The organism is Agrobacterium sp. 22117 (assembly GCF_052045735.1).
GTDB lineage: Bacteria > Pseudomonadota > Alphaproteobacteria > Rhizobiales > Rhizobiaceae > Agrobacterium > Agrobacterium cavarae.
This window is the reverse complement of sequence record NZ_JBQEPP010000005.1, coordinates 286,562-309,655: the sequence shown is the minus strand read 5'-3', so window position 1 is coordinate 309,655 and position 23,094 is coordinate 286,562. Positions and strand designations below refer to the sequence as shown.

At 57.5% G+C, this 23,094-nt stretch carries 23 protein-coding genes and 1 tRNA gene; 14 read left to right on the top strand and 10 right to left on the bottom strand.

The features are described 5' to 3' along the window. The first annotated feature begins 39 nt into the window (after positions 1-39). On the top strand, positions 40-648 hold the full coding sequence (locus ACTJKV_RS16230; protein WP_274101329.1) for a pyridoxamine 5'-phosphate oxidase family protein: 609 nt from the start codon (positions 40-42) through the stop codon (positions 646-648). A 47-nt stretch (positions 649-695) separates the two neighbouring features. On the opposite strand, the gene ACTJKV_RS16225 is transcribed toward ACTJKV_RS16230, so the two are convergent. Next, on the bottom strand, positions 696-1,766 hold the full coding sequence (locus ACTJKV_RS16225; RefSeq protein ID WP_116493582.1) for a GGDEF domain-containing protein: 1,071 nt from the start codon (positions 1,764-1,766) through the stop codon (positions 696-698). Between the two features lie 263 nt (positions 1,767-2,029). Further along, entirely contained in the window at positions 2,030-3,421 is a 1,392-nt protein-coding gene (fumC, locus tag ACTJKV_RS16220; protein ID WP_062424281.1) for a class II fumarate hydratase, read from the bottom strand. Between the two features lie 421 nt (positions 3,422-3,842). On the opposite strand from fumC, the gene ACTJKV_RS16215 reads away from it, so the two are divergent. From ACTJKV_RS16215 to ACTJKV_RS16195, 5 genes are all read left to right on the top strand, one after another. Further along, a complete protein-coding gene (locus ACTJKV_RS16215) occupies positions 3,843-5,729 on the top strand; it encodes a L,D-transpeptidase family protein (RefSeq protein WP_440599083.1) in 1,887 nt (628 codons plus the stop codon). Positions 5,730-5,789: 60 nt separating this feature from the next. Further along, positions 5,790-6,719 (top strand): glutaminase, encoded by a 930-nt coding sequence (locus tag ACTJKV_RS16210; RefSeq protein WP_274101326.1) that lies wholly within the window; start codon positions 5,790-5,792, stop codon positions 6,717-6,719. 68 nt (positions 6,720-6,787) lie between these two features. Continuing rightward, positions 6,788-7,666, top strand: a complete 879-nt coding sequence (ttcA, locus tag ACTJKV_RS16205; protein WP_144620455.1) for a tRNA 2-thiocytidine(32) synthetase TtcA — start codon at positions 6,788-6,790, stop codon at positions 7,664-7,666. 44 nt (positions 7,667-7,710) lie between these two features. Next, positions 7,711-8,538: an inositol monophosphatase family protein gene (locus ACTJKV_RS16200; protein WP_062424283.1), complete on the top strand. Its 828-nt coding sequence runs from the start codon at positions 7,711-7,713 to the stop codon at positions 8,536-8,538. Between the two features lie 24 nt (positions 8,539-8,562). Beyond that, positions 8,563-9,387: an inositol monophosphatase family protein gene (locus tag ACTJKV_RS16195; protein ID WP_112357961.1), complete on the top strand. Its 825-nt coding sequence runs from the start codon at positions 8,563-8,565 to the stop codon at positions 9,385-9,387. 74 nt (positions 9,388-9,461) lie between these two features. Here ACTJKV_RS16195 and ACTJKV_RS16190 read toward each other — a convergent pair whose 3' ends face one another. Further along, entirely contained in the window at positions 9,462-10,670 is a 1,209-nt protein-coding gene (locus tag ACTJKV_RS16190; RefSeq protein ID WP_113265257.1) for a multidrug effflux MFS transporter, read from the bottom strand. 137 nt (positions 10,671-10,807) lie between these two features. Beyond that, entirely contained in the window at positions 10,808-11,143 is a 336-nt protein-coding gene (grxD, locus tag ACTJKV_RS16185) for a Grx4 family monothiol glutaredoxin (protein ID WP_062424286.1), read from the bottom strand. Between the two features lie 187 nt (positions 11,144-11,330). Between grxD and ACTJKV_RS16180 the strand changes: the two genes are divergently transcribed. Then, positions 11,331-12,047, top strand: a complete 717-nt coding sequence (locus tag ACTJKV_RS16180; RefSeq protein WP_274101325.1) for a polysaccharide deacetylase family protein — start codon at positions 11,331-11,333, stop codon at positions 12,045-12,047. 12 nt (positions 12,048-12,059) lie between these two features. Here ACTJKV_RS16180 and ACTJKV_RS16175 read toward each other — a convergent pair whose 3' ends face one another. Beyond that, complete coding sequence (locus tag ACTJKV_RS16175; RefSeq protein ID WP_062424288.1) at positions 12,060-12,323, bottom strand: hypothetical protein; 264 nt, start codon at positions 12,321-12,323, stop codon at positions 12,060-12,062. Positions 12,324-12,476: 153 nt separating this feature from the next. On the opposite strand from ACTJKV_RS16175, the gene ACTJKV_RS16170 reads away from it, so the two are divergent. Continuing rightward, positions 12,477-13,631, top strand: coding sequence for a hypothetical protein (locus ACTJKV_RS16170; protein WP_274101323.1), 1,155 nt, complete (start codon positions 12,477-12,479; stop codon positions 13,629-13,631). Between the two features lie 72 nt (positions 13,632-13,703). Here ACTJKV_RS16170 and ACTJKV_RS16165 read toward each other — a convergent pair whose 3' ends face one another. From ACTJKV_RS16165 to ACTJKV_RS16155, 3 genes are all read right to left on the bottom strand, one after another. Then, the gene (locus ACTJKV_RS16165) at positions 13,704-13,937 is read right to left on the bottom strand and encodes a BolA family protein (protein WP_003516012.1); all 234 of its coding nucleotides are present in this window, start codon (positions 13,935-13,937) and stop codon (positions 13,704-13,706) included. Positions 13,938-13,956: 19 nt separating this feature from the next. Then, positions 13,957-16,191, bottom strand: coding sequence for a phosphoribosylformylglycinamidine synthase subunit PurL (purL, locus tag ACTJKV_RS16160; protein WP_274101319.1), 2,235 nt, complete (start codon positions 16,189-16,191; stop codon positions 13,957-13,959). Positions 16,192-16,305: 114 nt separating this feature from the next. Next, entirely contained in the window at positions 16,306-17,718 is a 1,413-nt protein-coding gene (locus ACTJKV_RS16155; RefSeq protein ID WP_274101318.1) for an aminotransferase-like domain-containing protein, read from the bottom strand. Between the two features lie 94 nt (positions 17,719-17,812). On the opposite strand from ACTJKV_RS16155, the gene ACTJKV_RS16150 reads away from it, so the two are divergent. The 5 genes from ACTJKV_RS16150 (at position 17,813) to ACTJKV_RS16130 (ending at position 20,195) form a co-directional block, all read left to right on the top strand. Then, positions 17,813-18,106 carry a DUF1127 domain-containing protein gene (locus tag ACTJKV_RS16150; protein WP_440599082.1) on the top strand — a complete coding sequence of 98 codons (294 nt, stop codon included), beginning with the start codon at positions 17,813-17,815 and terminating at the stop codon, positions 18,104-18,106. Positions 18,107-18,331: 225 nt separating this feature from the next. Beyond that, a tRNA-Glu gene (locus ACTJKV_RS16145) sits at positions 18,332-18,406 on the top strand. 80 nt (positions 18,407-18,486) lie between these two features. Beyond that, complete coding sequence (locus ACTJKV_RS16140; protein ID WP_274101317.1) at positions 18,487-19,068, top strand: hypothetical protein; 582 nt, start codon at positions 18,487-18,489, stop codon at positions 19,066-19,068. 65 nt (positions 19,069-19,133) lie between these two features. Next, positions 19,134-19,577 (top strand): VOC family protein, encoded by a 444-nt coding sequence (locus ACTJKV_RS16135; protein WP_274101316.1) that lies wholly within the window; start codon positions 19,134-19,136, stop codon positions 19,575-19,577. 159 nt (positions 19,578-19,736) lie between these two features. Continuing rightward, on the top strand, positions 19,737-20,195 hold the full coding sequence (locus ACTJKV_RS16130; RefSeq protein WP_376782042.1) for a lipocalin family protein: 459 nt from the start codon (positions 19,737-19,739) through the stop codon (positions 20,193-20,195). Positions 20,196-20,280: 85 nt separating this feature from the next. On the opposite strand, the gene tyrS is transcribed toward ACTJKV_RS16130, so the two are convergent. Next, positions 20,281-21,534: a tyrosine--tRNA ligase gene (tyrS, locus tag ACTJKV_RS16125; protein ID WP_440599081.1), complete on the bottom strand. Its 1,254-nt coding sequence runs from the start codon at positions 21,532-21,534 to the stop codon at positions 20,281-20,283. Positions 21,535-21,708: 174 nt separating this feature from the next. Here tyrS and ACTJKV_RS16120 point away from each other — a divergent pair, with 174 nt between their 5' ends. Continuing rightward, positions 21,709-22,254, top strand: a complete 546-nt coding sequence (locus ACTJKV_RS16120; RefSeq protein WP_440599080.1) for a GNAT family N-acetyltransferase — start codon at positions 21,709-21,711, stop codon at positions 22,252-22,254. Positions 22,255-22,354: 100 nt separating this feature from the next. Here ACTJKV_RS16120 and ACTJKV_RS16115 read toward each other — a convergent pair whose 3' ends face one another. Beyond that, the gene (locus ACTJKV_RS16115) at positions 22,355-23,032 is read right to left on the bottom strand and encodes an alpha/beta hydrolase (protein WP_062441481.1); all 678 of its coding nucleotides are present in this window, start codon (positions 23,030-23,032) and stop codon (positions 22,355-22,357) included. Positions 23,033-23,094 lie beyond the last annotated feature (62 nt).

The following is a 23,094-nucleotide window of genomic DNA, read 5'->3' as shown; positions in this document are numbered from 1 at the left end:
CGCGTTGTGGAAAGACAGCTTAATCGGGAGTGAGGGGTTATGGGAATTATTCGTTCTGTAGAGGAGTTGAAGGCAATCTATGACGGTTGCTCCGAGGCTTCACTGGTCAAAGTCACATCATCTCTCACGCCCGAATACCGCAAGATGATCGAGGCGGCACCCTTTCTGGCGCTGGCAACCGTCGGGCCGGAGGGAATGGACTGTTCGCCGCGCGGCGACAAGGGCGGTGTCGTTCGGGTTCAGGATGAGAAAACCGTTCTGCTGCCAGACTGGCGCGGCAACAATCGCGTCGATTCTCTCATGAACATCGTGCGCGACCCGCGTGTAGCCCTGATGTTCCTCGTCCCCGGTTCGACAACGACGATGCGCATCAACGGCAAGGCGGTGGTATCGGCAGAACCCGCGCTGCTCGCGAGCTTCTCAATGGATGGGAAGAACCCGCGCACGGTGACTGTGGTCACCATCGACGAAGTCTACTTCCAATGTGCCCGTGCGCTGATCCGCTCTGAGCTGTGGGATCCTGAGAACTTCATCGATCCGACGTCGCTGCCGACACCCGGCGCATTGTTGAAAGCGGCAAAAGCAGATTTCGACAAGGAGACGTACGACAGGGAGTGGCCGGAGCGCGCGGCGAAAACCATGTGGTGAAAAGTGCGATTCCCATGAGCTCTGCGGCCCGCCGCTGAGCCCGATCCTTACGTCCGGTAGATCAGCCAGCTTTTCCCGGAGTAGTTTTTCTGCATCCCGTCTTCAAACATGATGGTGCGGTTTCGCCCGGACGTCTTGGCATTGTAGAGCGCGACGTCTGAACGGGCGTAGAGTTCGACAGGATTTTGCGCCTGAGAGGCCATGGCGTAACCGATGGAAACAGTAATCTGCCCGTAATCCACGCCGGTCTTCGAGTTTCGGAACGGGGTCTTCTCAAGCGAGAGGCGAATGCGCTCGCACATCTCCCGCACTTCGTCGGCATTCATGTTGTCGACGATGATCGCGAATTCCTCGCCGCCATTTCTGGCCACAAAGATATCCTTACGGACCGACTTACGGATGACCGATGCAACGCTTGCAAGAATCTTGTCTCCGACTGGGTGGCCGTAAGTATCGTTGACACGCTTGAAGTTATCGATGTCCAGCAGGATCAGGGACGACAGATGGAGCCCGAAGCTCGTATCGTAGGTCGATGCGAGCCTTTCATCAAAGGCTCGGCGGTTCGACAGACGCGTGAGCGAGTCTGTATTGGCGATGCGCTTGTATTCATCCAGTTCAAGACGAACCTGCTGCATCTCTTCAGCATGTCTGTCCAAGTCTTTGGAACTGCTCTCGCCTTGGGCGATCTTGGTGCCGGTTGCCTCTGAAAGGATCGCGATGGCCGCGCCAACGAGCGAGGTGCTTGTCGCGCTTTTGACCGTGATCCGCTCGCGCGTTTCATCCAGCAGCCGATTGTATTTCTCAAGGCTTGACTGCTCGTGCTTCAGAACAGTGAGCAAGGCGTCCAGCTCGAGATGCAGCTTCTCGTGAACCGTCTCGATGATCTTGCTGTGGCTGTGGTTGAAGTAGCGGGTGCCCAGTTCGTCCAATTCTTCCTGGGTCGCCTTGCTGCCAAGCTGCAGCAGTTCCTTGGACAGAGCGGGGTTGGAGCCGATGAAGGCTTCGTAGAAAAGATTGTAATTGCGGGGGATGGGCGAGATACCCATGCTGCGCATGGCGTGCAAGATTTGGCTCGCCACGTCTGCTCCGGGAAAATTTTGTGTCGGCCCCGTACTCATGATGTGTCCCCAGATCGTCCCGTTTTTGTTCTGACCGACACGCCTCAACGACGGTTCCCCAACCGATTGTTGATGCTGCATGGAAAGTCGGCGTGTTCTTAGGCGTAGCCTTCTCCGAGAATCGCACGTGAACACGGAATCCAGTTACAGTCTCGCAAAGATTTTATCTACGAAAATTAATGGCTGTAAATAGTATTTCAGAAAAGCCTGAGATGGGAAGGGTGGTCAGACAACGAGTGCGACCCGTTGCCTGACCTTTGTCATTACTTGGGGCCGATCATGTTTTCCGGACGGACATACTGATCGAATTCCTCGTTCGACAGATATCCGCCACCGACAGCCTCTTCGCGCAGCGTCGTGCCGTTCTTGTGCGCGGTCTTGGCAATCTTGGCGCAGGCGTCATAGCCGAGCTTGGTGTTCAGTGCAGTCACGAGCATGAGCGAGTTCTCCACGCCCTTGCGGATGTTGTCTTCGCGCGCTTCGATGCCGACCACGCAATTGTCGGTGAAGGAAACGGCTGCATCGCCAAGAAGCTGGACGGACTGCAGGAAGTTGTAGGCCATCATCGGGTTATAGACGTTGAGCTCGAAGTGGCCCTGCGATCCTGCGAAAGTAATGGCAGCCTGGTTGCCGAAGATGTGGGCGCAGACCTGGGTCAGCGCCTCGGACTGGGTCGGGTTGACCTTGCCTGGCATAATCGAGGAACCTGGTTCATTTTCCGGCAATGCAAGTTCGCCGAGACCGGCGCGTGGGCCGGAACCCAGGAAACGGATATCGTTGGCGATCTTGAAGAGCGCTGCTGCCGCCGCGTTGATCGCGCCATGGGCGAAGACCATCGAATCATGAGCGGCCAGTGCTTCGAACTTGTTCGGAGCGGTGACGAAGGGCAGGCCGGTGATGGTGGCAATCTCTTCGGCAACCTTTTCGGCAAAGCCGACAGGCGCGTTGAGGCCGGTGCCGACGGCAGTGCCGCCCTGTGCCAGTTCGCAAAGGCCGGGCAGCGTCAGTTCGATGCGCTTGATCGATGATGCTACCTGCGCCGCATAGCCGGAAAACTCCTGGCCGAGCGTCAGAGGCGTTGCATCCTGAGTATGGGTGCGGCCAATCTTGATGATGTGGGCAAAGTCCTTCGCCTTCTTGTCAAGCGCGGCATGCAGGTGCTTCAGGCTCGGCAGCAGGTGATGAACGATCTGCTCGGCGCAGGCGATATGCATGGCCGTCGGATAGGTGTCGTTGGACGACTGGCTCATGTTGACGTGATCGTTCGGGTGAACCGGCTTCTTCGAGCCCATCACGCCGCCGAGCATTTCAATGGCGCGGTTGGAGATCACTTCATTGGCATTCATGTTGGACTGGGTGCCCGAACCCGTCTGCCAGACAACGAGCGGAAAATGCTCGTTCAGCTTGCCATCGATGACTTCCTGAGCCGCCTTGACGATCGTCTCGGCGAGTTGAGCGTCGAGGCCACCGAGCGCCATATTAGCGCGTGCGGCTGCCTGCTTGACGATGCCGAGCGCACGGATGACGGATGTGGGCTGCTTTTCCCAGCCGATCTTGAAGTTGCCGAGCGAGCGCTGGGCCTGCGCGCCCCAGTAGCGATCGCTGGCGACTTCGATCGGGCCAAAAGTATCAGTTTCCGTGCGTGTGGCTGTCATCGTTGGTGCCTCTCCATTGTGTTCCGGTGGCAAGGCGGCGTTTCAAGCCCGTCTTGCGCGCGGGCCGACATATAGAGCCATCCCGCAACTCTGGAAAGCCTCACGCGCCGCAGGGCGTCAGATTTTGCCGCAGATTCGAAAGTCAATTGACGTGACTTTTGGGTAACGTTCGCAAAAGAGACAATTCCATGGCGCTTCAGGCTTAACAGATGAAAAAACATCTTTCTGCAATGCTTCGAAATTAAAGAGAAATTTAACTATTCCTGCCAAAAATTAAGGAGATTGCCAGAGCTTTTTTGACGAACGGCAGGACAATTCTGGCACGAGATCGGGCTTTGCGCGTTTCCTTTTCAAGCGAAGACCAATCAGCTAGACAGACAATGTTTTATTCGCGCTTCGATGGATGATGGCGCTGGACGCAATGAGGACCAAATTGCAGATCACTTCAGGAAAAAAATCGGCGGCGTTCATACTGGCTCTCGGTGTTTCCGTCTCAGCGGGCATTCCAGCTCCAGCCAGCGCCATCACCCTTATGGATCTGCTTCGTGGCGGTCCTGGTAAGATCGAGCGCGAACGCCAAGACCGTGGCCTTCCAGGCGTCGTCCAGCAAAACGCTCCGGTCGGTGGCGATATCGATCCCGAGCCGACACCGCGCATTTCCGGTCCTCGCTATTACACCTACAAGGCAGATGGCACCCGTGCGGTTGATACGTCGAAGTTCGGCCCGGACTATGCCGGCGTAAAAGTCTCGGCAACGCCTGAGATCGCCAAGGCGCTCGAAGCTTACTATGCGGGCGGCGCAAAACCGATCTGGGTTTCCAATGGCGATATCAACGAGCGCGCGTCTGCCGTTCTCGCCTTCTTCGAAACCGTAGGCGACAGCGGCCTGGACCCGGCCGATTACAGCATCTCGGCTCCCTCTTCCGACGTCACGGCCAGCATCGCCAGTGAGCCGCAGGCGGAAGTTCAAACGGTGAGTGCCACGGAAAACGAGGACAAGCCGGTCAACCGCGCGATGATGCAGTTCGAGCTTGCCCTCTCCGCAAAGGTTCTTGGCTATGTGCAGGACACCACCCGCGGTCGTATCGATCCAAACAAGCTTTCCGGCTATCACGATTTCAAGCGCAAGACGGTCAATCTTTCGCCGGTTCTTAAGCTTGCAGCATTGAGCCCGGATGTGACGGCCTATCTGAAGTCGCGTGAGCCTTCCAGCCCGGAATATCAGGCGCTGAAGGCCGAACTGGGCAAGCTTCTTGATGAGGACAAGTCCGGTGAAAACAAGATCGCTGTCCGCGCCGATCTGGTGCTGAAGCCTGGCGAAGATAACGCTGAACTCGCCAATGTGGTGAAGGCGATCGAGCATCGCTCGTCCGAGGCGCTGAAGTCGCAGCATGCACCGGCCCTGACAGGCTATCAGCACACGACGCAATACACGCCGGAACTGGTTGATCTGGTCAAGGCTTTCCAGAGCGAAAACGGTTTGAAGGCTGATGGCGTGATTGGTCGCGCCACCGTTCGTGCAATGACGGGGGATAGCAACGAGGCGAAGATTGCCAAGCTTGAAGTTGCTATGGAACAGGTTCGCTGGCTGCCGGCAGATCTCGGCGACCGCTATGTGTTCATCAATCAGCCGGCCTTCATGGCCTATTACCATGACCAGGGCAAAGAGCAGTTCGGCATGAAGGTGGTCATCGGTTCGAAGACCAACCAGACCTATTTCTTCCAGGATGAAATCGAGACTGTCGAGTTCAACCCCTATTGGGGCGTTCCGCAGTCCATCATCGTCAACGAAATGCTGCCAAAGCTGCGCAATGATCCATCCTATCTCGATCGCCTTGGCTACGAGGTTTCGGTCAATGGCCGGGCCGTTTCGTCGTCGAGCGTAAACTGGTACGGTTCGACCAACGCGATCTCGGTTCGCCAGCCGCCAAGCAGCGACAATGCATTGGGCGATCTGAAAATCCTCTTCCCGAACAGCCATGCAATCTACATGCATGACACGCCATCGAAGAGTTTCTTCAACCGTGATATGCGCGCTCTGAGCCACGGCTGTATCCGTCTTGTCGATCCGCGCCGCATGGCAGCGGCCGTTCTCGGCACGACGATTGACAACGTCAACAAGCAGATTGCAGCCGGTGAAAACCGTGCAGTGTCCGTGCCGGTGAAGATTCCGGTCTATGTCGCCTACTTTACCGCATGGCCGGACAAGGACGGTAAGGTGCAGTATTTCGACGACGTTTATGATCGCGACAGCTATGTGATGAAGGCGTTCGCCACCACCACCAAGGCGCGCTCAACCTCCATCTGAGGCGGCTGAAACATCTGACAAAAGCGCCCTACGGGCGCTTTTGCTGTATCGGGGCAGGGCATGCAGAACATTCAGACGGTCATCGACTCCATCTATGACGAGATGAAGAACCACCTCGGAGAGGGGAAGGTCGCGGATTATATTCCCGAGCTTGCCAAGATCGATTCGAAACAGTTCGGCATTGCCGTCACCACCGTCGAAGGCGAGACTTTCGTTGCGGGCGATGCCGCCGTTCCTTTTTCGATTCAAAGTATTTCCAAAGTCTTCATGCTGACGCTTGCGCTCGGCAAAGCCGGTGAGTCCGTCTGGAAGCGTGTTGGACGCGAGCCTTCTGGCTCATCGTTCAATTCCATCGTTCAGCTCGAACATGAACACGGCATTCCCCGCAACCCTTTCGTCAATGCGGGTGCAATCGTTGTGACCGACATGGTGCTCGCGGGACACCAGCCGCGAGAGGCCATAGGCGAGTTGCTGCGTTTTGTACGGTACCTCTCCAACGATGATACGGTCTCGATCGACAACACCGTCGCCAAATCCGAGCAGGCCACCGGTTTTCGCAATTTCGCGCTCGCGAACTTCATGCGCAGCTTCGGCAATATTCACCATCCTGTCGACCATACGCTTGGTGTCTATTTCCACCAGTGCGCGCTCTCCATGAACTGCGTGCAGCTAGCACGGGCAGGGCTCTTCCTCGCCAATCGCGGACGTAATCCGCTGACGGGGCACACGGTGGTGTCGGATCGCCGGGCGCGCCGTATCAATGCTCTGATGCTGACCTGCGGCCATTATGATGGGTCGGGCGACTTTGCCTATCACGTCGGTCTTCCCGGCAAGAGCGGCGTCGGCGGGGGCATTCTGGCAGTGGCGCCGGGCAAGGCGTCGATTGCCGTCTGGTCGCCGGGCCTCAACAAGGTCGGGAACTCCGCGCTCGGGTCCGACGCGCTTGAAATGCTGGCGAACCGCATGGGCTGGTCCGTATTCGGGGCTTGATCTTACGCCTATATGAGGGCATTGCCTGTCGTTAACCGCTTTCAAGCGGATCAGACAGCGAGATGACCATGACCATTGCCGCACAGATCGATGACATTCAGAATGCCGGCGAGGTCGAAGAGGCTGGTGGCTCGCATCCTCTCTTTGCCGATGCGCCGCGCTCCGTCTCCTTCAACAAGCTGCGCAAGCGTCTGTTGCGAAACGTGCGACAGGCCTTCGACGATTTCGGCATGTTGAAGGGACAGAAGCGCTGGCTGGTGGGCCTTTCAGGCGGCAAGGACAGCTATGGTCTTCTGGCGCTGCTGCTCGATCTGAAATGGCGCGGCCTTCTGCCCGTCGAACTGATTGCCTGCAATCTCGACCAGGGTCAGCCGAACTTTCCCAAGCACATCCTGCCGGACTATCTGACGAAGATCGGCATGCCGCACCGCATCGAATACCGCGATACCTATTCCATCGTGAAGGAAAAGGTCCCGGAAGGAGCCACCTACTGCTCGCTCTGTTCGCGTCTTCGCCGTGGCAATCTCTATCGTATCGCACGCGAAGAGGGCTGCGACGCGCTACTTCTGGGCCATCACCGCGAAGACATTCTGGAAACCTTCTTCATGAATTTCTTCCATGGCGGCCGGCTTGCTGGCATGCCGGCGAAGCTGATGAATGACGAAGGCAACCTGATGGTGCTGCGCCCGCTTGCCTACTGCGCAGAAGACGACCTGGCGAAATTCGCAGCGGCAATGCAGTTCCCCATCATTCCCTGCGATCTTTGCGGTTCCCAGGACGGTTTGCAAAGGAATGCCATGAAGGACATGCTGGCCGATATCGAACGGCGTATGCCCGGTCGCAAGGATGTGATGTTGCGGGCACTCGCACACGTCAATCCCTCGCATCTGCTGGATACAAAGCTGTTCGATTTTTCCGGCCTGACTGTCACGGATCCGTCATCCTAGAGGAATAGGTGAGGCGCATTCCTCACCTATTCAGATTGTTTTCCATGACCCTTTCCGATTCAGATATCGACTTCCTCGTTGCAACCGTTGCCCATGCCGGCACCAGCGAAATCATGCCGCGCTTTCGCAATCTCAGCGCTTCGGCCATTTCCGAGAAGACATCGGCTGTCGACCTGGTCACGGAAGCGGATGTCCTTGCGGAAAAGCAGATCACTGCAGCCTTGCTGCAGCGTTTCCCCACCGCGCACATCGTTGGCGAAGAAGCCTATGATGCCGACCGCTCCGTTATTCCGGCACTTCGCGACGCGCCGCTTGCCTTCGTGATCGATCCCGTAGACGGCACATTCAACTTCGCCTCCGGTTTTCCAGCCTTTGGAACGCTGCTCGCCGTGACCGTCAAAGGTGAAACGGTCGCTGGAATCATTCATGATCCGGTGATGGGCGACAGCATCGTCTCGGTCAAAGGCGCAGGCGCCGTGCTGAAGCGCGCAAACGGCAGCGAAGCGAAACTGCGCGTCGCCGAGCCCGTCGGTCTTTCGGACATGGTGGGTATCTTCTCCTGGGGTCATAGCCATCCCGACCGCCGACCGGTGATCGCTGCAAATATGGCCAAGACGAAAATGGCGCTGTCCCTGAATTGCTCTGCGCACGAATATTGGCTGGTGGCGACAGGCAAGCTGCATTTCATCGGTCATGAGAAGCTTATGCCTTGGGACCATCTGGCAGGCGTGCTAACCCATCAGGAGGCGGGCGGCTACACGGTGAAGCTCGATGGCACGCCCTACCGCCCAGGAGATACCGAGGGTGGCATCCTTTCTGCACCAGACAAGGAAAGCTGGAAGATGCTGCGCCGGGACATTCTCGGTCTTTGATCTGAACATGTAAAGGAACCTCCCATGTCCGTCGAACTCGACATCGCCTCGCTTGCCAATGCCCTACAGGAAGCGGCGGCGGTGGAAATCCTCCCGCGGTTCCGAAATCTCGGCGAGGGTGACGTGCGGGTGAAAACCGAGGCGATCGACCTTGTGACGGAGGCAGACGAGGCGGCAGAGCGCTTGATCCGCGCCCGTGTCGCCGAGTTTATGCCCGACGCGCTGTTCGTCGGAGAGGAAGCGGTCGCTGCAGATCCGTCGCTGCTGGAGAAGCTTGGCGACGCTGACCTTGCGGTGGTCGTGGACCCAATTGACGGCACCTATAACTTTGCTGCCGGATTGCCGCTGTTTGGCGTGATGCTGAGCGTCGTCTCCAAGGGTGAGACGGTCGCAGGCATCATCTTCGATCCGATGGGCAATGACTGGGTGATCGCGGAGAAGGGCTCCGGTGCCTGGCTTTGCAGCGCCGATGGCTCCCAGACGCAGTTGCAGGTGGTTCCGGCGCCGGAACTCTCGCAGATGGTCGGTATCGCCAATACCGGCTACTTTGAGGTCGAGACGCGCCGTCGCCTCTTGAACAATCTTGCCGATGTCAGGCTCTTCACCAGTTACCGTTGCGCAGCGCATGAGTACCGCATCTTCTGCGGCGGCCACATGCACTTTCTGATGTACAACAAGCTGATGCCTTGGGATCACCTAGCTGGCACGCTGATCTCACAGGAGGCGGGTGCCTACGCGGCACGCTTCGACGGATCTCCCTATCTGCCAAACCATGTCAGCGGCGGCTTGCTGCTGGCCCCGGACAAAGAGACATGGACCGTGTTGCGCGAGAAGATCTTCACGGTCTGATCGACTGAACGACGGCACAAAAAAGGCGCGGTTGTCATGGCAGCCGCGCCTTTGCTTTACTTTGAAGGCTTGTGTCAGTGCGTCGGCTTGTTGTGAGCTTGGAACAGCGTGCCCTTTTCGCCGATCAAAACGAACACGAGACCAATGATCGAGACGATGAAGAAGCCGCTGACCATGGGCAGCGCCGTGCCATTGAAAGCCTGACCGATGCCGGCGCCGATCAGCGAGCCACCCACCGTTCCGAGAAAGCCGATCACGGACGATGCGGTTCCGGCCACGTGACCAAGCGGCTCCATGGCAAGTGAGTTGAAGTTCGAGCCAATTAAACCAAACTGGAACATCGACAGACCGAACATCACGATGAACAGCGCAAATGGCATTGGCTGCGGACCGAGGATCATCATCAGCAGCCAGATGAAGTTGATGCCGATGAAGCCCAGCAGGGAGCCGTGCGACAGCTTGCGCATTCCGTAACGCCCGACGAGCTTGGAGTTTAGGAAGGACGACAGCGACATGAACAGCGCGACTGCGGCAAAGGCGGCGGCAAACCAGGCGCCGAGATCGTAGATGCCCTTATAGACTTGTTCGGCGGAGTTGATGAAGCCGAACAGTGCACCGAAGATGATCATGCTGGCGATCGTGTAACAGAGCGCGACACGGTTGGTGAGAACGATCTTGAAGCCGGTGAGGACGGATGAGACAGTCAGCGGGCGCACGTCCTCGGGTCGTAGCGTTTCGGGAAGCCGAATGTACATCCAGACCGTCACGACGGCAGCGATCGCGGCCATGAAGCCGAAGATGAGGTGCCAGTCGCCAAAGAACAGCACGATCTGTCCTGTGCCGGGTGCGATGACCGGGACCACCATGAACACCATCATGATCAGCGACATGACTTCGGCCATCTGACGCCCGCCATAGATATCGCGAACGATGGAAACGGTGATGACACGTGTCGCCGCAGAGCCGATCCCCTGGATAAACCGAAGGGCCAGAAGGCCGGCAAAGCTCGGCACAAAGATCACGGCGATGGACGACAGGATGTAGATGCCAAGGCCAAACAGCATCGGCTTGCGGCGCCCGAAGCGATCCGCAAGCGGGCCGTAGAAGAGCTGGGCGATACCGAAGCCGAGCAGGTAGGCAGAGACGACATATTGTCGATGGTTCTCGTTATCGACGCCAAGCGATGCGCCGATTTCCTGCAGGCCAGGAAGCATGATGTCGATGGCAAGAGCATTAAGCGCCATCAGCATGGCAGCCAGCCCGATGAATTCCGCGCGCCCCATGGTCCCTGCGGGCGAAGCGGTCGTTTGTGGTGGATGTGTCACAGGATTGCCTCAAAAAGAACGGCAAAGGCGTTGCATGACGCAACGCCTGGCATAGTTTTCTGACAATCAGGGTGGGCCGGATGAACCGGCCGAAATCAGGCCGCGCCGCGGACGCTGATACCCTGCTCTTGGAATTGGCTTTGAAGTTCGCCGGACTGGAACATTTCTCTTACGATATCGCAGCCGCCGAGGAATTCACCCTTGACGTAGAGCTGAGGGATCGTCGGCCAGTTGGAATAGTCCTTGATGCCCTGACGGATGTCGGCATCGGCAAGGACGTTGACGCCCTTATAGTCCACGCCGAGATAATCGAGAATCTGGACCACCTGTCCGGAGAAACCGCACTGCGGAAACTGGGGCGTGCCCTTCATGAAAAGAACGATGTCGTTGCTCTTCACTTCGTTGTCGATCAGGTCGTGAATGCCGCTCATGGCTGTATTCCTTTCACATGCGGGTCAAGGCCGCTGCTTCGTTCGCTCTTAAATAACATGGAATATCGTTATTTCCAGTCGCAAAGGCGAAAAAACCAATGGCGGTCGGAATTGGAACAGACAGTCATGATGCTGCCCCGAAGGTGTGGTGCCCTGATGCTTCATTCAACCAAAGCCGAGGCCGGACATGCGCAAATTTGGTGTTTGGATCATCGCGCTGGTGGTGATCCTGCTCTTAGTGTTTGGGCTGTTCCAACTGAGCAAGGCGCGTGGCTATCAGCTGTTTGGAACGATCGTGCCGCGGGTGGAGACGAGCGAGCCCCTCGTGGCGCTCACTCTCGATGATGGCCCCACACTTCGCTATACGCGCGACGTCTTGAACCTGCTGGATGGAAAAAACGTCAAGGCGACATTCTTTCTCACAGGTCGGGAAATGGAGGAAACGCCGGCGCTCGCGGCCGATATCGTCCGGCGCGGTCACGAGATCGGCAATCACTCCTTCTCCCACTCCAATATGAGCTTGATGGGTTCAGACAAGGTACGCGACGAGATCGAGCGAACGGATCGCGCCATTCGTGCGGCGGGCTATCAGGGCGAAATCTATTTTCGGCCACCCTACGGCAAGAAGCTGCTGACCCTGCCGTGGTACTTATCCCAGACCGGGCGAACCTCGATCACCTGGGATGTCGAGCCGGAATCCTACCCGGACATCGCTGAAGATGCAGATGCGATCGCGGAGTATGTGATCCAGAACGCCCAGAACGGCTCGATCATTCTGCTGCATGTCATGTATCGAAGCCGCGAAGCGTCCCGCCAGGCTCTACCCAAGATCATCGATGGTTTGCGGGAGCGTGGCTTCCAGTTTGTCACCGTGTCGGAGCTGATGAAGCAGCAACAGAAGTGACCTGAATTGCGGCTATCTCGCGCGTTGCTTGCTGCGCGCGGCAGCGGTCCGGCGTTTGCTGACCTGCCTTTTGGCGGGCGTCCGCTTTTTCTTTCGCGCGGGTTTTTCACCGAGGGCTGCCTCCAGAATGCCGCCAAGGATACCGCCGCCAAGCGATGTGCCGGCTTTCGCCTTTCCTCTTGCCCGTCGTGTCTTCCGGACACCTGTTTTCGACAGGATCTCCGACATGGCGCCTTTCACGACACTCCCGATGATCTGATCAACGATTTTCGACAAGATCTTCTCCGCTCCGCAACAAAATCCTCTGGCCCGCTTATGATATAAAACATAATTAAGCCACGGTGTTTACTATATGGGCGACACCCATTGTATCAAGCGATCCTTTTGGGCTCTTCGCAACCTTCAGGTTTTGAACCCTTGGCTCGTTTTATGGCGTCTGTCTCCTCACGTCTCGTTTTCTACTTCCCCGGCTTCGATCCTTTGGATGCTGCCGCCCATCACCGTCGCTATGAGCGCAGTGCTGCTCAATCCGGCAAGACCTTTGGTCTCGACTATGAGGTCGGTCCGGTTCGAGAGGTTGAAGCTGGTAGCCGAGTGGAGGCGGTCTCGATCTCCGACGGCCAGGAGACGAAGAGCACCATCTACATTCATGATCATAACAGCATCATCTCGGACTTAAGAGCGCCTCCAATCTGGAAACAGATCCTTCTCGGTTTCAAGGCCGGGGCCGAGATCATCACCAGCGGCGCGGCATTCCGATACTTTCGTCACGCCTGGCGTTTTGGCCTGTTTTTCCTTTTTCCCTATCTACTCATCTTCACGGGCCTTTTGCTCGCGGCGTTGATCGCCGTCTTGCCGCTGCTGCTCGATGTTTCGCCGTTCCTCTGTCTTTTGAGTGTGCCAGCGGCATGGCTGTTCTTCGACAAGGGCGTCATTGCGTTCTCCGGGCGATTTCACACCTTGCATCTCTTTGCCGACTGGCGATTTGCGCTGATGGTGGGCCGCGACGAGCCGGTCGCACGTGCCTGGATCGAGGACAAGGCGCAGAAGATCCTGCTCGCTCTCCAAACATCCTCAGATGAGGTGCTGTTTGTATCGCATAGCATGGGCGCAAGCCTGGCGCTGGCGGTGGCGGGGCGTGTTTTGGAATTGAAACCGGATGCGTTCGATGGACGCAATGTCTCTTTCGTCACTCTGGGCGGTGCAGCACTTCAATGCGCTTTCATTGCCAAAGCCACGCGCCTTCGCGACAGCATCGGGACGCTTGCGCGCCACGGCGAGGTGACATGGTTCGATATCCAGTGTCTGTCCGATCCGATCCATCTCTACAAATGCAATACGGCGCACCTGACGGGGCATGGCGATGCTGGCCAGCCCAAGATCGTGAGGATCAAGTTCAAGCATTCGCTTTCGGATGACCGTTATCGCAAGAACAAGATGAACTTTCTGCGCATGCATCGTCAATATGTGCTGGGTTCGGACCGAAAGTCCGGCTTCGATTTCACGCTGCTGACAGCCGGTCCGCTGCCGGCCGCATCCTTTGTCGGCCTGAAGTCCGACGTGCCGCCGCCAGCGTTTCAGTAAACGCAATGCCGTAACAGAAAGGCCCGCGTGACGAGCATCACGCGGGCCTTTTTGTTGATCAGTGAAAGAGCCTTATTCAGGCGCGGAGGTCTGCAGGGCCAATGCATGCAGAACGCCACCCATGTTGCCCTTCAACGCGTCATAGACCATCTGGTGCTGCTGCACGCGCGTCTTGCCCTTGAAGGCGTCTGCCACGACTTCAGCGGCGTAGTGATCGCCGTCACCGGCCAGATCGCGGATGGTGACCTTTGCTCCGGGAATTCCAGCCTTAATCATGTCTTCAATGTCGCCGGGCTTCATGGGCATGGTGTCTACTCCTCAATTCTTATTCTGCTGCGACGAGTGTCTCGCCGTCCATGAACTGAGGGAACCACGATTCATGGGCATTGCGCAATTCTTTAATCTCGACCGCGCGCGCCGTACCCAGCTTTACCGAAGAGCCGCCGGTCTTGCCGATAACGGCGAGCGAAACGCCTGCCGAAGCAGCCTGCGCCTTGACGGTTTCGAGATCGGACTGCTTGACGGTCAGGACATAACGGCCCTGATCTTCGCCGTAGAACGCCAGGATCGGGTTGTTGCCGGATACCGTTTCGATCGTCGCGCCGATCTCCGATGCCATCGCCATTTCGGCAATCGCTAGAGCGAGGCCACCGGAGGAGCAATCGTGAACTGCACTCGTCAGGCCCGCTGTGATGATGGTGCGAACAAAGTCACCGGTCTTCTTTTCGTTGTCCAGATCGACATGCGGGGCAGGGCCGTCGATGCGGCCATGAATGTCGCGCATGTAAACCGACTGGGCAATGTGGGTACCAAGTCCCTCAGGCGCGCCAGCGAGCAGAATGACCTCGTTAGCTGCAGCAAAGCGAATACGCGCCATTTTCGACCAGTCCTTCAGAAGGCCCACGCCGCCGATGGTCGGGGTCGGCAGGATAGCCTGGCCGTTGGTCTCGTTATAGAGCGAGACGTTGCCCGATACGATCGGGAATTCCAGCACCTTGCAGGCTTCGCCGATACCCTTGATGGCATGGACGAGCTGGCTCATGATCTCCGGCTTTTCGGGATTGCCGAAGTTCAGGTTATCGGTTGCCGCCAGTGGCAGTGCGCCGGTAGCGGTGATGTTGCGCCAGCATTCAGCCACTGCCTGCTTGCCGCCTTCGAAGGCGTCGGCTTCCACGTAACGCGGAGTGACGTCGGAGGAGAAGGCAAGCGCTTTTGTCTCATGGCCCTCGACGCGCACAACGCCTGCGTCGCCGCCCGGCAACTGCAGCGAGTTGCCCTGGATCAGCGTGTCATATTGTTCGTAAACCCAGCGGCGCGATGAATTGTTGGCCGAGCCGACAAGCTTGATGAGCGCATCTGCAATATCGGTTTCCGGAATGTCGTTTTCGGAAAGCGGCGCGGAGACCTTTGCCGGTGTCCAAGGACGGTCATATTCCGGCGCCTGATCGCCCAGTTCCTTGATCGGCAGGTTGGCGACTTCCTCGCCATTGTGCAGAACGCGGAAGCGCAGATCGTCGGTGGTCTTGCCGACGATGGCGAAGTCCAGGCCCCACTTGACGAAGATCGCCTTGGCGACCTCTTCCTTGGAGGGCTCGAGAACCATGAGCATACGCTCCTGGCTTTCGGACAGCATCATTTCGTAGGCGGTCATACGCTCTTCGCGAACCGGAACCTGATCGAGGTTTAGCTCAATGCCGAGATCACCCTTTGCGCCCATTTCTACTGCCGAGCAGGTGAGACCAGCAGCACCCATGTCCTGAATGGCGATGACGGCGCCCGTCTTCATCAGTTCCAGGCAGGCTTCCAGCAGGCACTTCTCGGTGAAGGGATCGCCAACCTGAACAGTCGGACGCTTCTCTTCGATAGACTCGTCGAACTCGGCAGAGGCCATCGTCGCACCACCGACGCCGTCACGACCGGTCTTGGCGCCAAGATAGACGACAGGAAGGCCAACGCCCTTGGCTTCCGACAGGAAGATGGCATCGGACTTCGCCAGACCGGCTGCGAAGGCGTTGACGAGGATGTTGCCGTTGTAACGCTGATCGAACTCCACTTCGCCGCCGACCGTCGGAACGCCGAAGGAGTTACCATAGCCACCAACGCCTGCAACGACGCCTGCCACAAGGTGGCGGGTCTTCGGGTGGTCGGGAGCGCCGAAACGCAGCGCGTTCATCGCGGCAATCGGGCGCGCACCCATGGTGAAGACGTCACGCAGAATGCCGCCGACGCCGGTTGCCGCACCCTGATAAGGCTCGATATAGGAAGGGTGATTGTGGCTCTCCATCTTGAAGACGACGCAGTCGCCATCGTCGATGTCCACCACGCCGGCATTCTCGCCGGGCCCTTGGATGACGCGCGGACCTTTGGTCGGCAACGTCTTCAGCCACTTCTTCGACGACTTGTAGGAGCAGTGCTCGTTCCACATGGCGGAGAAGATGCCAAGTTCGGTAAAGGTCGGCTCGCGTCCGATCAGGTCGAGAATGCGCTGATATTCATCGGGCTTCAGCCCGTGGGATGCAACGAGTTCCGGGGTGATCTGAATATGATTTGGAAGTGTCATAGGTCTCACGGGGTTCGAGCCGGTACGGGAATTTCCGGTTCTTTACCCTAAGACATGCATTCTTGCGATAGGAAAATGCCTCGGCAGGCCTTCAATTCAGCGTCTTCGTCGCCTCTATTCAATGCTGTCATAGCCCGCAGAACCGTTGTCGAGCAGCCTTCTGAGGACGCCGAGCCCGCGTTTTAATTCGTCATGGGTCTTGGGCAGCGAAAAGCTGATCCGGACCCGATGGAAGATCCGGTCGGTTCTGGCTGGCTTGAATTCGTCTTCATCGTCGATCAGGACATTCTCGTTCATCGCCGCATTTCGGAAGGTGCCGGAAAGCCAGGGTTCGGGAAGTTTCACCCAGACGAAAGCGATGCCCGGTGCGCTATTGAAATCCACCCCCTTCAAGGTTTCGCTGACGATGGCTTTTCGCGCCTCGATCTCCTCTATGCACCCCTTTCGGATGTCCTCCGCATCGCCGCTGATCACCAGTCGCGCGGAGAGCTCTGCCATCAGGAAGGGAATGCCACCGGTCAGCATCTTGTGAGCCACGCGAATGCGTGTGACGAAGGCGGGCGGGCAGGCCACCCAGCCGCCACGCAAACCCGCGCTGACCGATTTTGAAAGGCCGTTCACCAGGAACGTTCTGTCCGGCGCAAGTTCGGCGATCAGCGGCAGGGGGTTGCCGGTCATCGCACCGTAGAGATTGTCTTCGACGATCCAGACATTGTGGCGATGGGCGATCTCGACGATTGCCTTGCGGCGCTCAAGCGGGAGTGTTGAGCAGGTTGGATTTTGACCGGCAGGCATCAGAAAAACGATCTTCGGGTGCTGCTGTGCGCAGATCCGTTCGAACTCGTCCGGGATGATGCCATCGGCATCAATATCTACGATTGATATCCGTCGACCGGAAAGCGAAGCGGCGCGGCTGATTTGCGAATAGGTGACGGGTTCGAAGACGATACGGTCCCCAGGCGCGGTCATGGCGGTGATGATGCTCATCACGCCCGCATGGGCGCCAAGCGTTGTGACGACATGTTCCGGCCTGGGAGACCAGCCTTGATGGGAAAGCCACCTTGCCCCCGCTTCCGCCCAGAAGGATGGGAAGGAGCGGGTGTAGTCCATGATCTCGGACGGCTTCTCTCTGACGATCTCGGTCACATGCGATGCAATGACCTCCTGCTGGCCATTATCTGGCGCTGCGGTGCCGTTGAAGGCGATCTGGCCGGGCGCCGCCAATGACATCCTTGTGCCGCCGAAGGGGCTCTCGACCGCCTTCTGTGCCGCCTCTGCAGGCTTGCGGTCATTCACATAGGTTCCGCGACCAACTTCGCCGCTGACGAGGCCACGCTCGTGAATCAGCGAGTAGGCTCGGCTAATGGTGCCGATCGTAACCCCCAGGTCGAAGGCGAGATTTCGTTGCGGCGGCAATTTTGTCCCTGGAGCCAGAACGCCATCTTCAATCGCAGATTCGATATGGTCGGCAAGGCGGACATAGATTGGGCCGGAGCCCTCGGCGAGGTTTGGAAGCCAATTTGTCATGGTGACAATATAAGCATTGTACCCCTATATATGTCAATTGTATTGATTGTCTCGAAGATCAAGCAGAAGGGCAGAACGCCAGGCAGGTACAATCATGCGCAGGATGGAAGAATATCTAGCACTAGCGGAACAGGAGAGCGTTGAGCCGACACCGGCAAGGTTCGTCCGAGATCAGATGACACCCGCCAGGCTTTTTGTGCCGACGGAAACGCAAAGCGTTCTTGCCCGCGTGTTGCAGCGCCTCGCATTCTGGTATGTCAAACGGCAAAGCCGGCTGAGCCTCCACGATCTTTCCCCTGAACAACTCGCAGATATCGGGCTGTCCCGGACGGAAGCCTATGAGGAGACCCGAAAGGCGTTCACATTGAGCTGGACGCGTTTTCTCTGAGGACCTGCTTCTCGATGCGGATATGCATCGAGATGAGAAGCCCGCAGCACCTGTCCCAACCGGTGCAGCGGGCTTTTTGCTATCGAACAAGCTTTTGTTTTGAATAGGTAATCCTTGTTATTCAGAGCGTTGCGACTGCGATGTCATTTTTTTGTCAAATCCTGCATTTTACCGCTTGCGGTATCGAAAACCTCTGACTATAAGGGCGCCACAAACCAAGCGCACGCGCCCTTCGTCTATCGGTTAGGACGTCAGATTTTCATTCTGAAAAGAGGGGTTCGACTCCCCTAGGGCGTGCCACTTGGCTTTGTACTCCCCCTCAAAATTGCCTTTTCCAACATCTATTCCTCGCGTTTCTTGTTGCCTGCACGAGGACGCTAATGACTGCCCGCTTGTTTCTCATCGGCGGATCTTCCCATGCCGGGAAATCGACTCTGGCCGAGGCCGTCGCCAACCATCTCGGTTGTCGTTGCATTTCAACCGACAGTCTGGCGCAGCATCCTGGACGGCCCTGGCGCGATCCGCCTGAGCTACCGCCACCGCATGTCGTTGAACATTATCGCGATCTGGCGCTGGATCAGATGATGCAATCCGTGCTCGCCCATTATCGCTCCATGTGGAGCCCACTCGTGCTGCCACTGATCGAGAGCGGAGAGCGTCTTGTTTTAGAGGGCTCGGCGCTCTTGCCGGAACTCGTTTCACAGTTGGATATGCAGCATGTGCGGGCAATTTGGCTCGTTGCTGCCGAGGGCGTGCTGGAGCGCCGGATCACAGCAGAGAGCAATTACGGTTCGCGCGATCCCCATGCTCGGTTTCTGATCGACAAGTTTGCTCAACGGGCGGTCGCGTTCAATCGCTTCGTCGGCGAGGAGGCATCACGTCTCTCCCTGCAAAAGATTGAGGTGGGTCGCGAGACCTCGGTCAACGAACTGCTCCAGCTTTGCCTGGAAGAACCCAGGTAAGGTTTGCAGTTGACCCTATCCGCCATTGCGTGATGTTTGTGAGCGTCATTCTGGGAGGATTTTTCGTGACATCGAATGTACCGTTTTCGCTTGTGGGAATAGATCACGTCGTGCTGCTGGTCGACGACATGGAAAAGGCGCTCACATTCTACCATGAGGTGCTGGGATGCCGGCCCGGCTATTCCTATCCGGCACTCGGCATGGAGCAGGTTTGGTGCGGCGCGTCGCTGATCGTTTTGTGGGATATCACTCACCCAGGCGGCCAGAAGGCTGCGCCACCGGTGGCCGGTGGACGAAATGTCGATCATATCTGCATTGCGACGGGACCGTTCGAGCACGATGCGTTGCGAGCGCACCTGGAACATCATGGCGTGATCATCGAGCGTGAGGCGATGCATGGCGGTGCACGTGGAATGGGGCATTCCTTTTATATCCGCGATCCTTTCGGTAATTTGTTGGAGGTGAAGGGACCGGCAGAATATCCGGATGGGCGCGCTGTGACCGCCTAATCCTCATCACCATCTTGTTGATGCAACCGCTCTGCAAGCCAAGCGTTTCCGGCAACACCTTTGCGGAGAACCAGCATGAACACACTGCTTCGATGGGCCAGCGCAGGCCTCGTCTCGTGCGCCTTGGGTATTAGCGTCTTTTCCCCAGCGCAGGCCGAGATGGCGAAAGCGCCAGCGGTTGCGCAGACCGACATGTCGCACTACCGCGGGAAGTGGCTCGAAATTGGCAGGACGCCCATGTGGCTGACCGATGGCTGCGTGGCGGGCTATTCGATCTATAAGCCCGGTTCCTCGCCCGGGCAGGTGCTGGTTGAAGATGGATGCCGCGAAGGATCGCCGACCGGAAAGCTCAAGACGGTCGAGGGTATTGGGACTATAACGGACGCGAAAACGACCAAGGCGAAGATGCGGGTTCGCTATCCGCTCTTCATCACCTTCAATTACTGGGTGCTCTACAATTCGCCTGACAAGACGTGGTTTATCAGCGCAACGCCGGACATGGAGAATCTGTGGATTTATTCTCGCTCCGTTCCGTCTAAAGCCAAGCTGGCTGTGATGGTCAGGAAGGCAAAGGAACTCGGCTACGATACCTCGAAGCTCGAGTTTCCCGAGTTTTGATGTCGCGAATTGTGGGGCCGCGTTGCACTGCAGCTTGGGATGATCTAAGGGCCGCTTTCGCGGCCCTTAGACTTTGGCAAATGGATTAGGCCGGGCGCACCAGAATGTGCTTCTTCTTGCCAAGCGAAAGCTTGATGATGCCATCTGCTGTCACTTCGCCCGAGCCGATAAGTTTGCGCTCGTCCGAAACGCTCTCGTCGTTGATGCGCACCGCACCTCCCTGAACGTGACGACGGGCTTCGCCGTTGGACGCGGCAAGACCGGCACGCACGATCAGCGAGAGAAGACCGATGCCTGCTTCCAAGTCTGTCTTCGGCACTTCGATCGACGGCAAGTTGTCGGAAAGCGCACCTTCCTCGAAAGTCTTGCGAGCGGTTTCGGCAGCTTCCTCCGCCGCAGCGCGGCCGTGCAGGATCGCGGTCACTTCCGTCGCGAGGATCTTCTTAGCGTCATTGATTTCCGACCCACCAAGCTTTGCGAGACGATCGATCTCGTCCATCGGTAGTGTGGTGAAGAGCTTGGCGAAACGAATAACGTCCGCGTCTTCGGTGTTACGCCAGTACTGCCAGAAGTCGTAGACGGGCAGCAAATCCTTGTTCAGCCAGACGGCACCCGACGCCGATTTGCCCATCTTTGCGCCGGAAGATGTGGTCAGCAGCGGCGATGTGAGGGCGTAGAGCTGCGGCGTTCCCATGCGATGGCCGAGATCGATTCCGTTGATAATATTGCCCCACTGATCCGAACCACCCATCTGCAGGCGGCATCCGGTGCGCCTGTTGAGCTCTACATAGTCGTAGGCCTGCAGGATCATGTAGTTGAACTCGAGGAAGGACAACGACTGTTCGCGATCGAGACGCGTCTTGACACTATCGAAGGAGAGCATGCGGTTGACCGAGAAATGCCGACCCACATCGCGCAGGAATTCGAGATAGTTCAAGCCGCGCAGCCAATCAGCATTGTTGATCATCAAGGCGGGGTTGGTGGCCCGGTCGTAATCGAGGTAATTGGCGAAGACGTGCTTCAGCGAGGTGATGTTGTCTTCGATCATGTCGATGGTCATCAGCTTGCGCGCTTCTTCTTTGAAGGAAGGGTCACCCACCATGCCGGTGCCGCCACCCATCAGCGAGATCGGCTGATGGCCGGTCGCTTGCAGCCAATGCAACATCATGATCTGCGTCAGGTGGCCGACATGCAAGCTCGATGCCGTTGGGTCATAGCCGATATAGGCAGTCACGGTTTCCTTGGCGAACAGTTCGTCGAGACCTGCCTCATCGGAGATCTGGTGAATGAAGCCGCGCTCATCGAGCGTGCGGAGGAAATCGGACTTGAACCTGGACATAACCTTTTTCTTTCTGGGATTAGTCGTGACCTTCACTGCGTTTCAGTGAATGGCAGCGGCTTTATCATTGTTTTTTGAAAATTACACCCGTTTCGGCCATGAATGTTCGCTTCGATGGACGCTTAGTCGCTACGGGGTGGGCGATAGCGGTACGGCAATGGAAAGGTAGGAAAAATGCGCGAGCAAGTCATACTCGAGACTGAGAGGCTGAAAGTGACAATGTGGGCGCCCGGCGACGTCACGCTTGTCCATCAGCTGCATTCAACAATCGAGACGACTCGCTACCTCACGGGATCGGCACCCTGGAGCAACGAGAAATGCGAGGAACGATTGTCGCGCTGGATCGATGATCACCACAGTTATGGCACTACGAAGTACAAGCTCCTGTCACGTGACGACGATCGTTTTCTAGGAAGGGCAGGTTTTTCCTTCTTTGGAGGCGAGAGACCCGATTTCGAATTGGGTTATTCGCTTTGCCAGCCGGAGTGGGGCAGGGGCTATGCGACAGAGATCGGCATGGCATTGCGAAACTGGTTCTTCGACCGAAAGATCGCCGACAAGTTCGTTGCCTTCACCCACCCGGACAATATCGCCTCTCAGAAAGTGCTGACCAAGATCGGCATGCGACCGTGCCAGTCGATGACCGTCGAGGGGCTCGCGTGTCCGACATTTGAATATACTGCTGCCATGCACGACCAGATCGCAGCGCGATTGAGTTGATGTGAGTTCGGGCCGGTCAGAGCATCAGGCTTGAAATCCATAACTGTTCCAACAAAAAACCGCCGGAGTGACCGGCGGCTCTTAAGGTTCTTTCGATCTTTTAGCGGATGCGCTTGGCCGCGGGCTCCGGCACCAGTTCGCCATTCAGGCGGCGGTCGAGATAGTCGCCGCATTCGCTCATCAACTCGTCCACCTTGCCGCTGAAGAAGTGGTTTGCGCCAGGCACGGTGCGGTGGGTGATGAGAATACCCTTCTGGGTCTTCAGCTTTTCCACCAGGCCGTTGACGTCCTTTTCCGGTGCAACCTTGTCCGCATCGCCATTGATGATCAGGCCGGACGACGGGCAGGGGGCCAGGAAGGAGAAGTCGTAGGTGTTGGGCTGCGGGGCAATCGACATGAAGCCTTCGATTTCCGGACGGCGCATCAGAAGCTGCATGCCGATCCAGGATCCGAAGGAGTAGCCAGCGACCCAACAGCTCTTGGAATCAGGATGCAGGCTCTGCACCCAGTCGAGCGCGGACGCAGCGTCCGACAATTCGCCAGCGCCGTGATCGAACTCACCCTGGCTGCGGCCGATGGAGCGGAAGTTGAAACGCAACGTCGTGAAACCGCGCTTCTGGAACATGTAGAAGAGCTGGTAGACGATCTGATTGTTCATCGTGCCGCCGAACTGCGGATGCGGATGAAGAATGATGGCGATCGGTGCGCTTTTTTCCTTGGAGGGCTGGTAGCGGCCTTCGAGACGACCTGCGGGGCCGTTGAAAATGACTTCAGGCATAGGTACTCCGGTCGGTTTTTATGTTTCTGACTCTTTCCCCGCGCAAGAAGACTTGACGTGGA

Coding starts and splice junctions, on each gene's coding strand:
- ACTJKV_RS16230 (WP_274101329.1), top strand. CDS start 40: ATGGGAATTATTCGTTCTGTAGAGGAGTTGAAGGCAATCTATGACGGT.
- ACTJKV_RS16225 (WP_116493582.1), bottom strand. CDS start 1,766: ATGAGTACGGGGCCGACACAAAATTTTCCCGGAGCAGACGTGGCGAGC.
- fumC (WP_062424281.1), bottom strand. CDS start 3,421: ATGACAGCCACACGCACGGAAACTGATACTTTTGGCCCGATCGAAGTC.
- ACTJKV_RS16215 (WP_440599083.1), top strand. CDS start 3,843: ATGAGGACCAAATTGCAGATCACTTCAGGAAAAAAATCGGCGGCGTTC.
- ACTJKV_RS16210 (WP_274101326.1), top strand. CDS start 5,790: ATGCAGAACATTCAGACGGTCATCGACTCCATCTATGACGAGATGAAG.
- ttcA (WP_144620455.1), top strand. CDS start 6,788: ATGACCATTGCCGCACAGATCGATGACATTCAGAATGCCGGCGAGGTC.
- ACTJKV_RS16200 (WP_062424283.1), top strand. CDS start 7,711: ATGACCCTTTCCGATTCAGATATCGACTTCCTCGTTGCAACCGTTGCC.
- ACTJKV_RS16195 (WP_112357961.1), top strand. CDS start 8,563: ATGTCCGTCGAACTCGACATCGCCTCGCTTGCCAATGCCCTACAGGAA.
- ACTJKV_RS16190 (WP_113265257.1), bottom strand. CDS start 10,670: ATGGGGCGCGCGGAATTCATCGGGCTGGCTGCCATGCTGATGGCGCTT.
- grxD (WP_062424286.1), bottom strand. CDS start 11,143: ATGAGCGGCATTCACGACCTGATCGACAACGAAGTGAAGAGCAACGAC.
- ACTJKV_RS16180 (WP_274101325.1), top strand. CDS start 11,331: ATGCGCAAATTTGGTGTTTGGATCATCGCGCTGGTGGTGATCCTGCTC.
- ACTJKV_RS16170 (WP_274101323.1), top strand. CDS start 12,477: ATGGCGTCTGTCTCCTCACGTCTCGTTTTCTACTTCCCCGGCTTCGAT.
- ACTJKV_RS16165 (WP_003516012.1), bottom strand. CDS start 13,937: ATGCCCATGAAGCCCGGCGACATTGAAGACATGATTAAGGCTGGAATT.
- purL (WP_274101319.1), bottom strand. CDS start 16,191: ATGACACTTCCAAATCATATTCAGATCACCCCGGAACTCGTTGCATCC.
- ACTJKV_RS16155 (WP_274101318.1), bottom strand. CDS start 17,718: ATGACAAATTGGCTTCCAAACCTCGCCGAGGGCTCCGGCCCAATCTAT.
- ACTJKV_RS16150 (WP_440599082.1), top strand. CDS start 17,813: ATGCGCAGGATGGAAGAATATCTAGCACTAGCGGAACAGGAGAGCGTT.
- ACTJKV_RS16140 (WP_274101317.1), top strand. CDS start 18,487: ATGACTGCCCGCTTGTTTCTCATCGGCGGATCTTCCCATGCCGGGAAA.
- ACTJKV_RS16130 (WP_376782042.1), top strand. CDS start 19,737: ATGGCGAAAGCGCCAGCGGTTGCGCAGACCGACATGTCGCACTACCGC.
- tyrS (WP_440599081.1), bottom strand. CDS start 21,534: ATGTCCAGGTTCAAGTCCGATTTCCTCCGCACGCTCGATGAGCGCGGC.
- ACTJKV_RS16120 (WP_440599080.1), top strand. CDS start 21,709: ATGCGCGAGCAAGTCATACTCGAGACTGAGAGGCTGAAAGTGACAATG.
- ACTJKV_RS16115 (WP_062441481.1), bottom strand. CDS start 23,032: ATGCCTGAAGTCATTTTCAACGGCCCCGCAGGTCGTCTCGAAGGCCGC.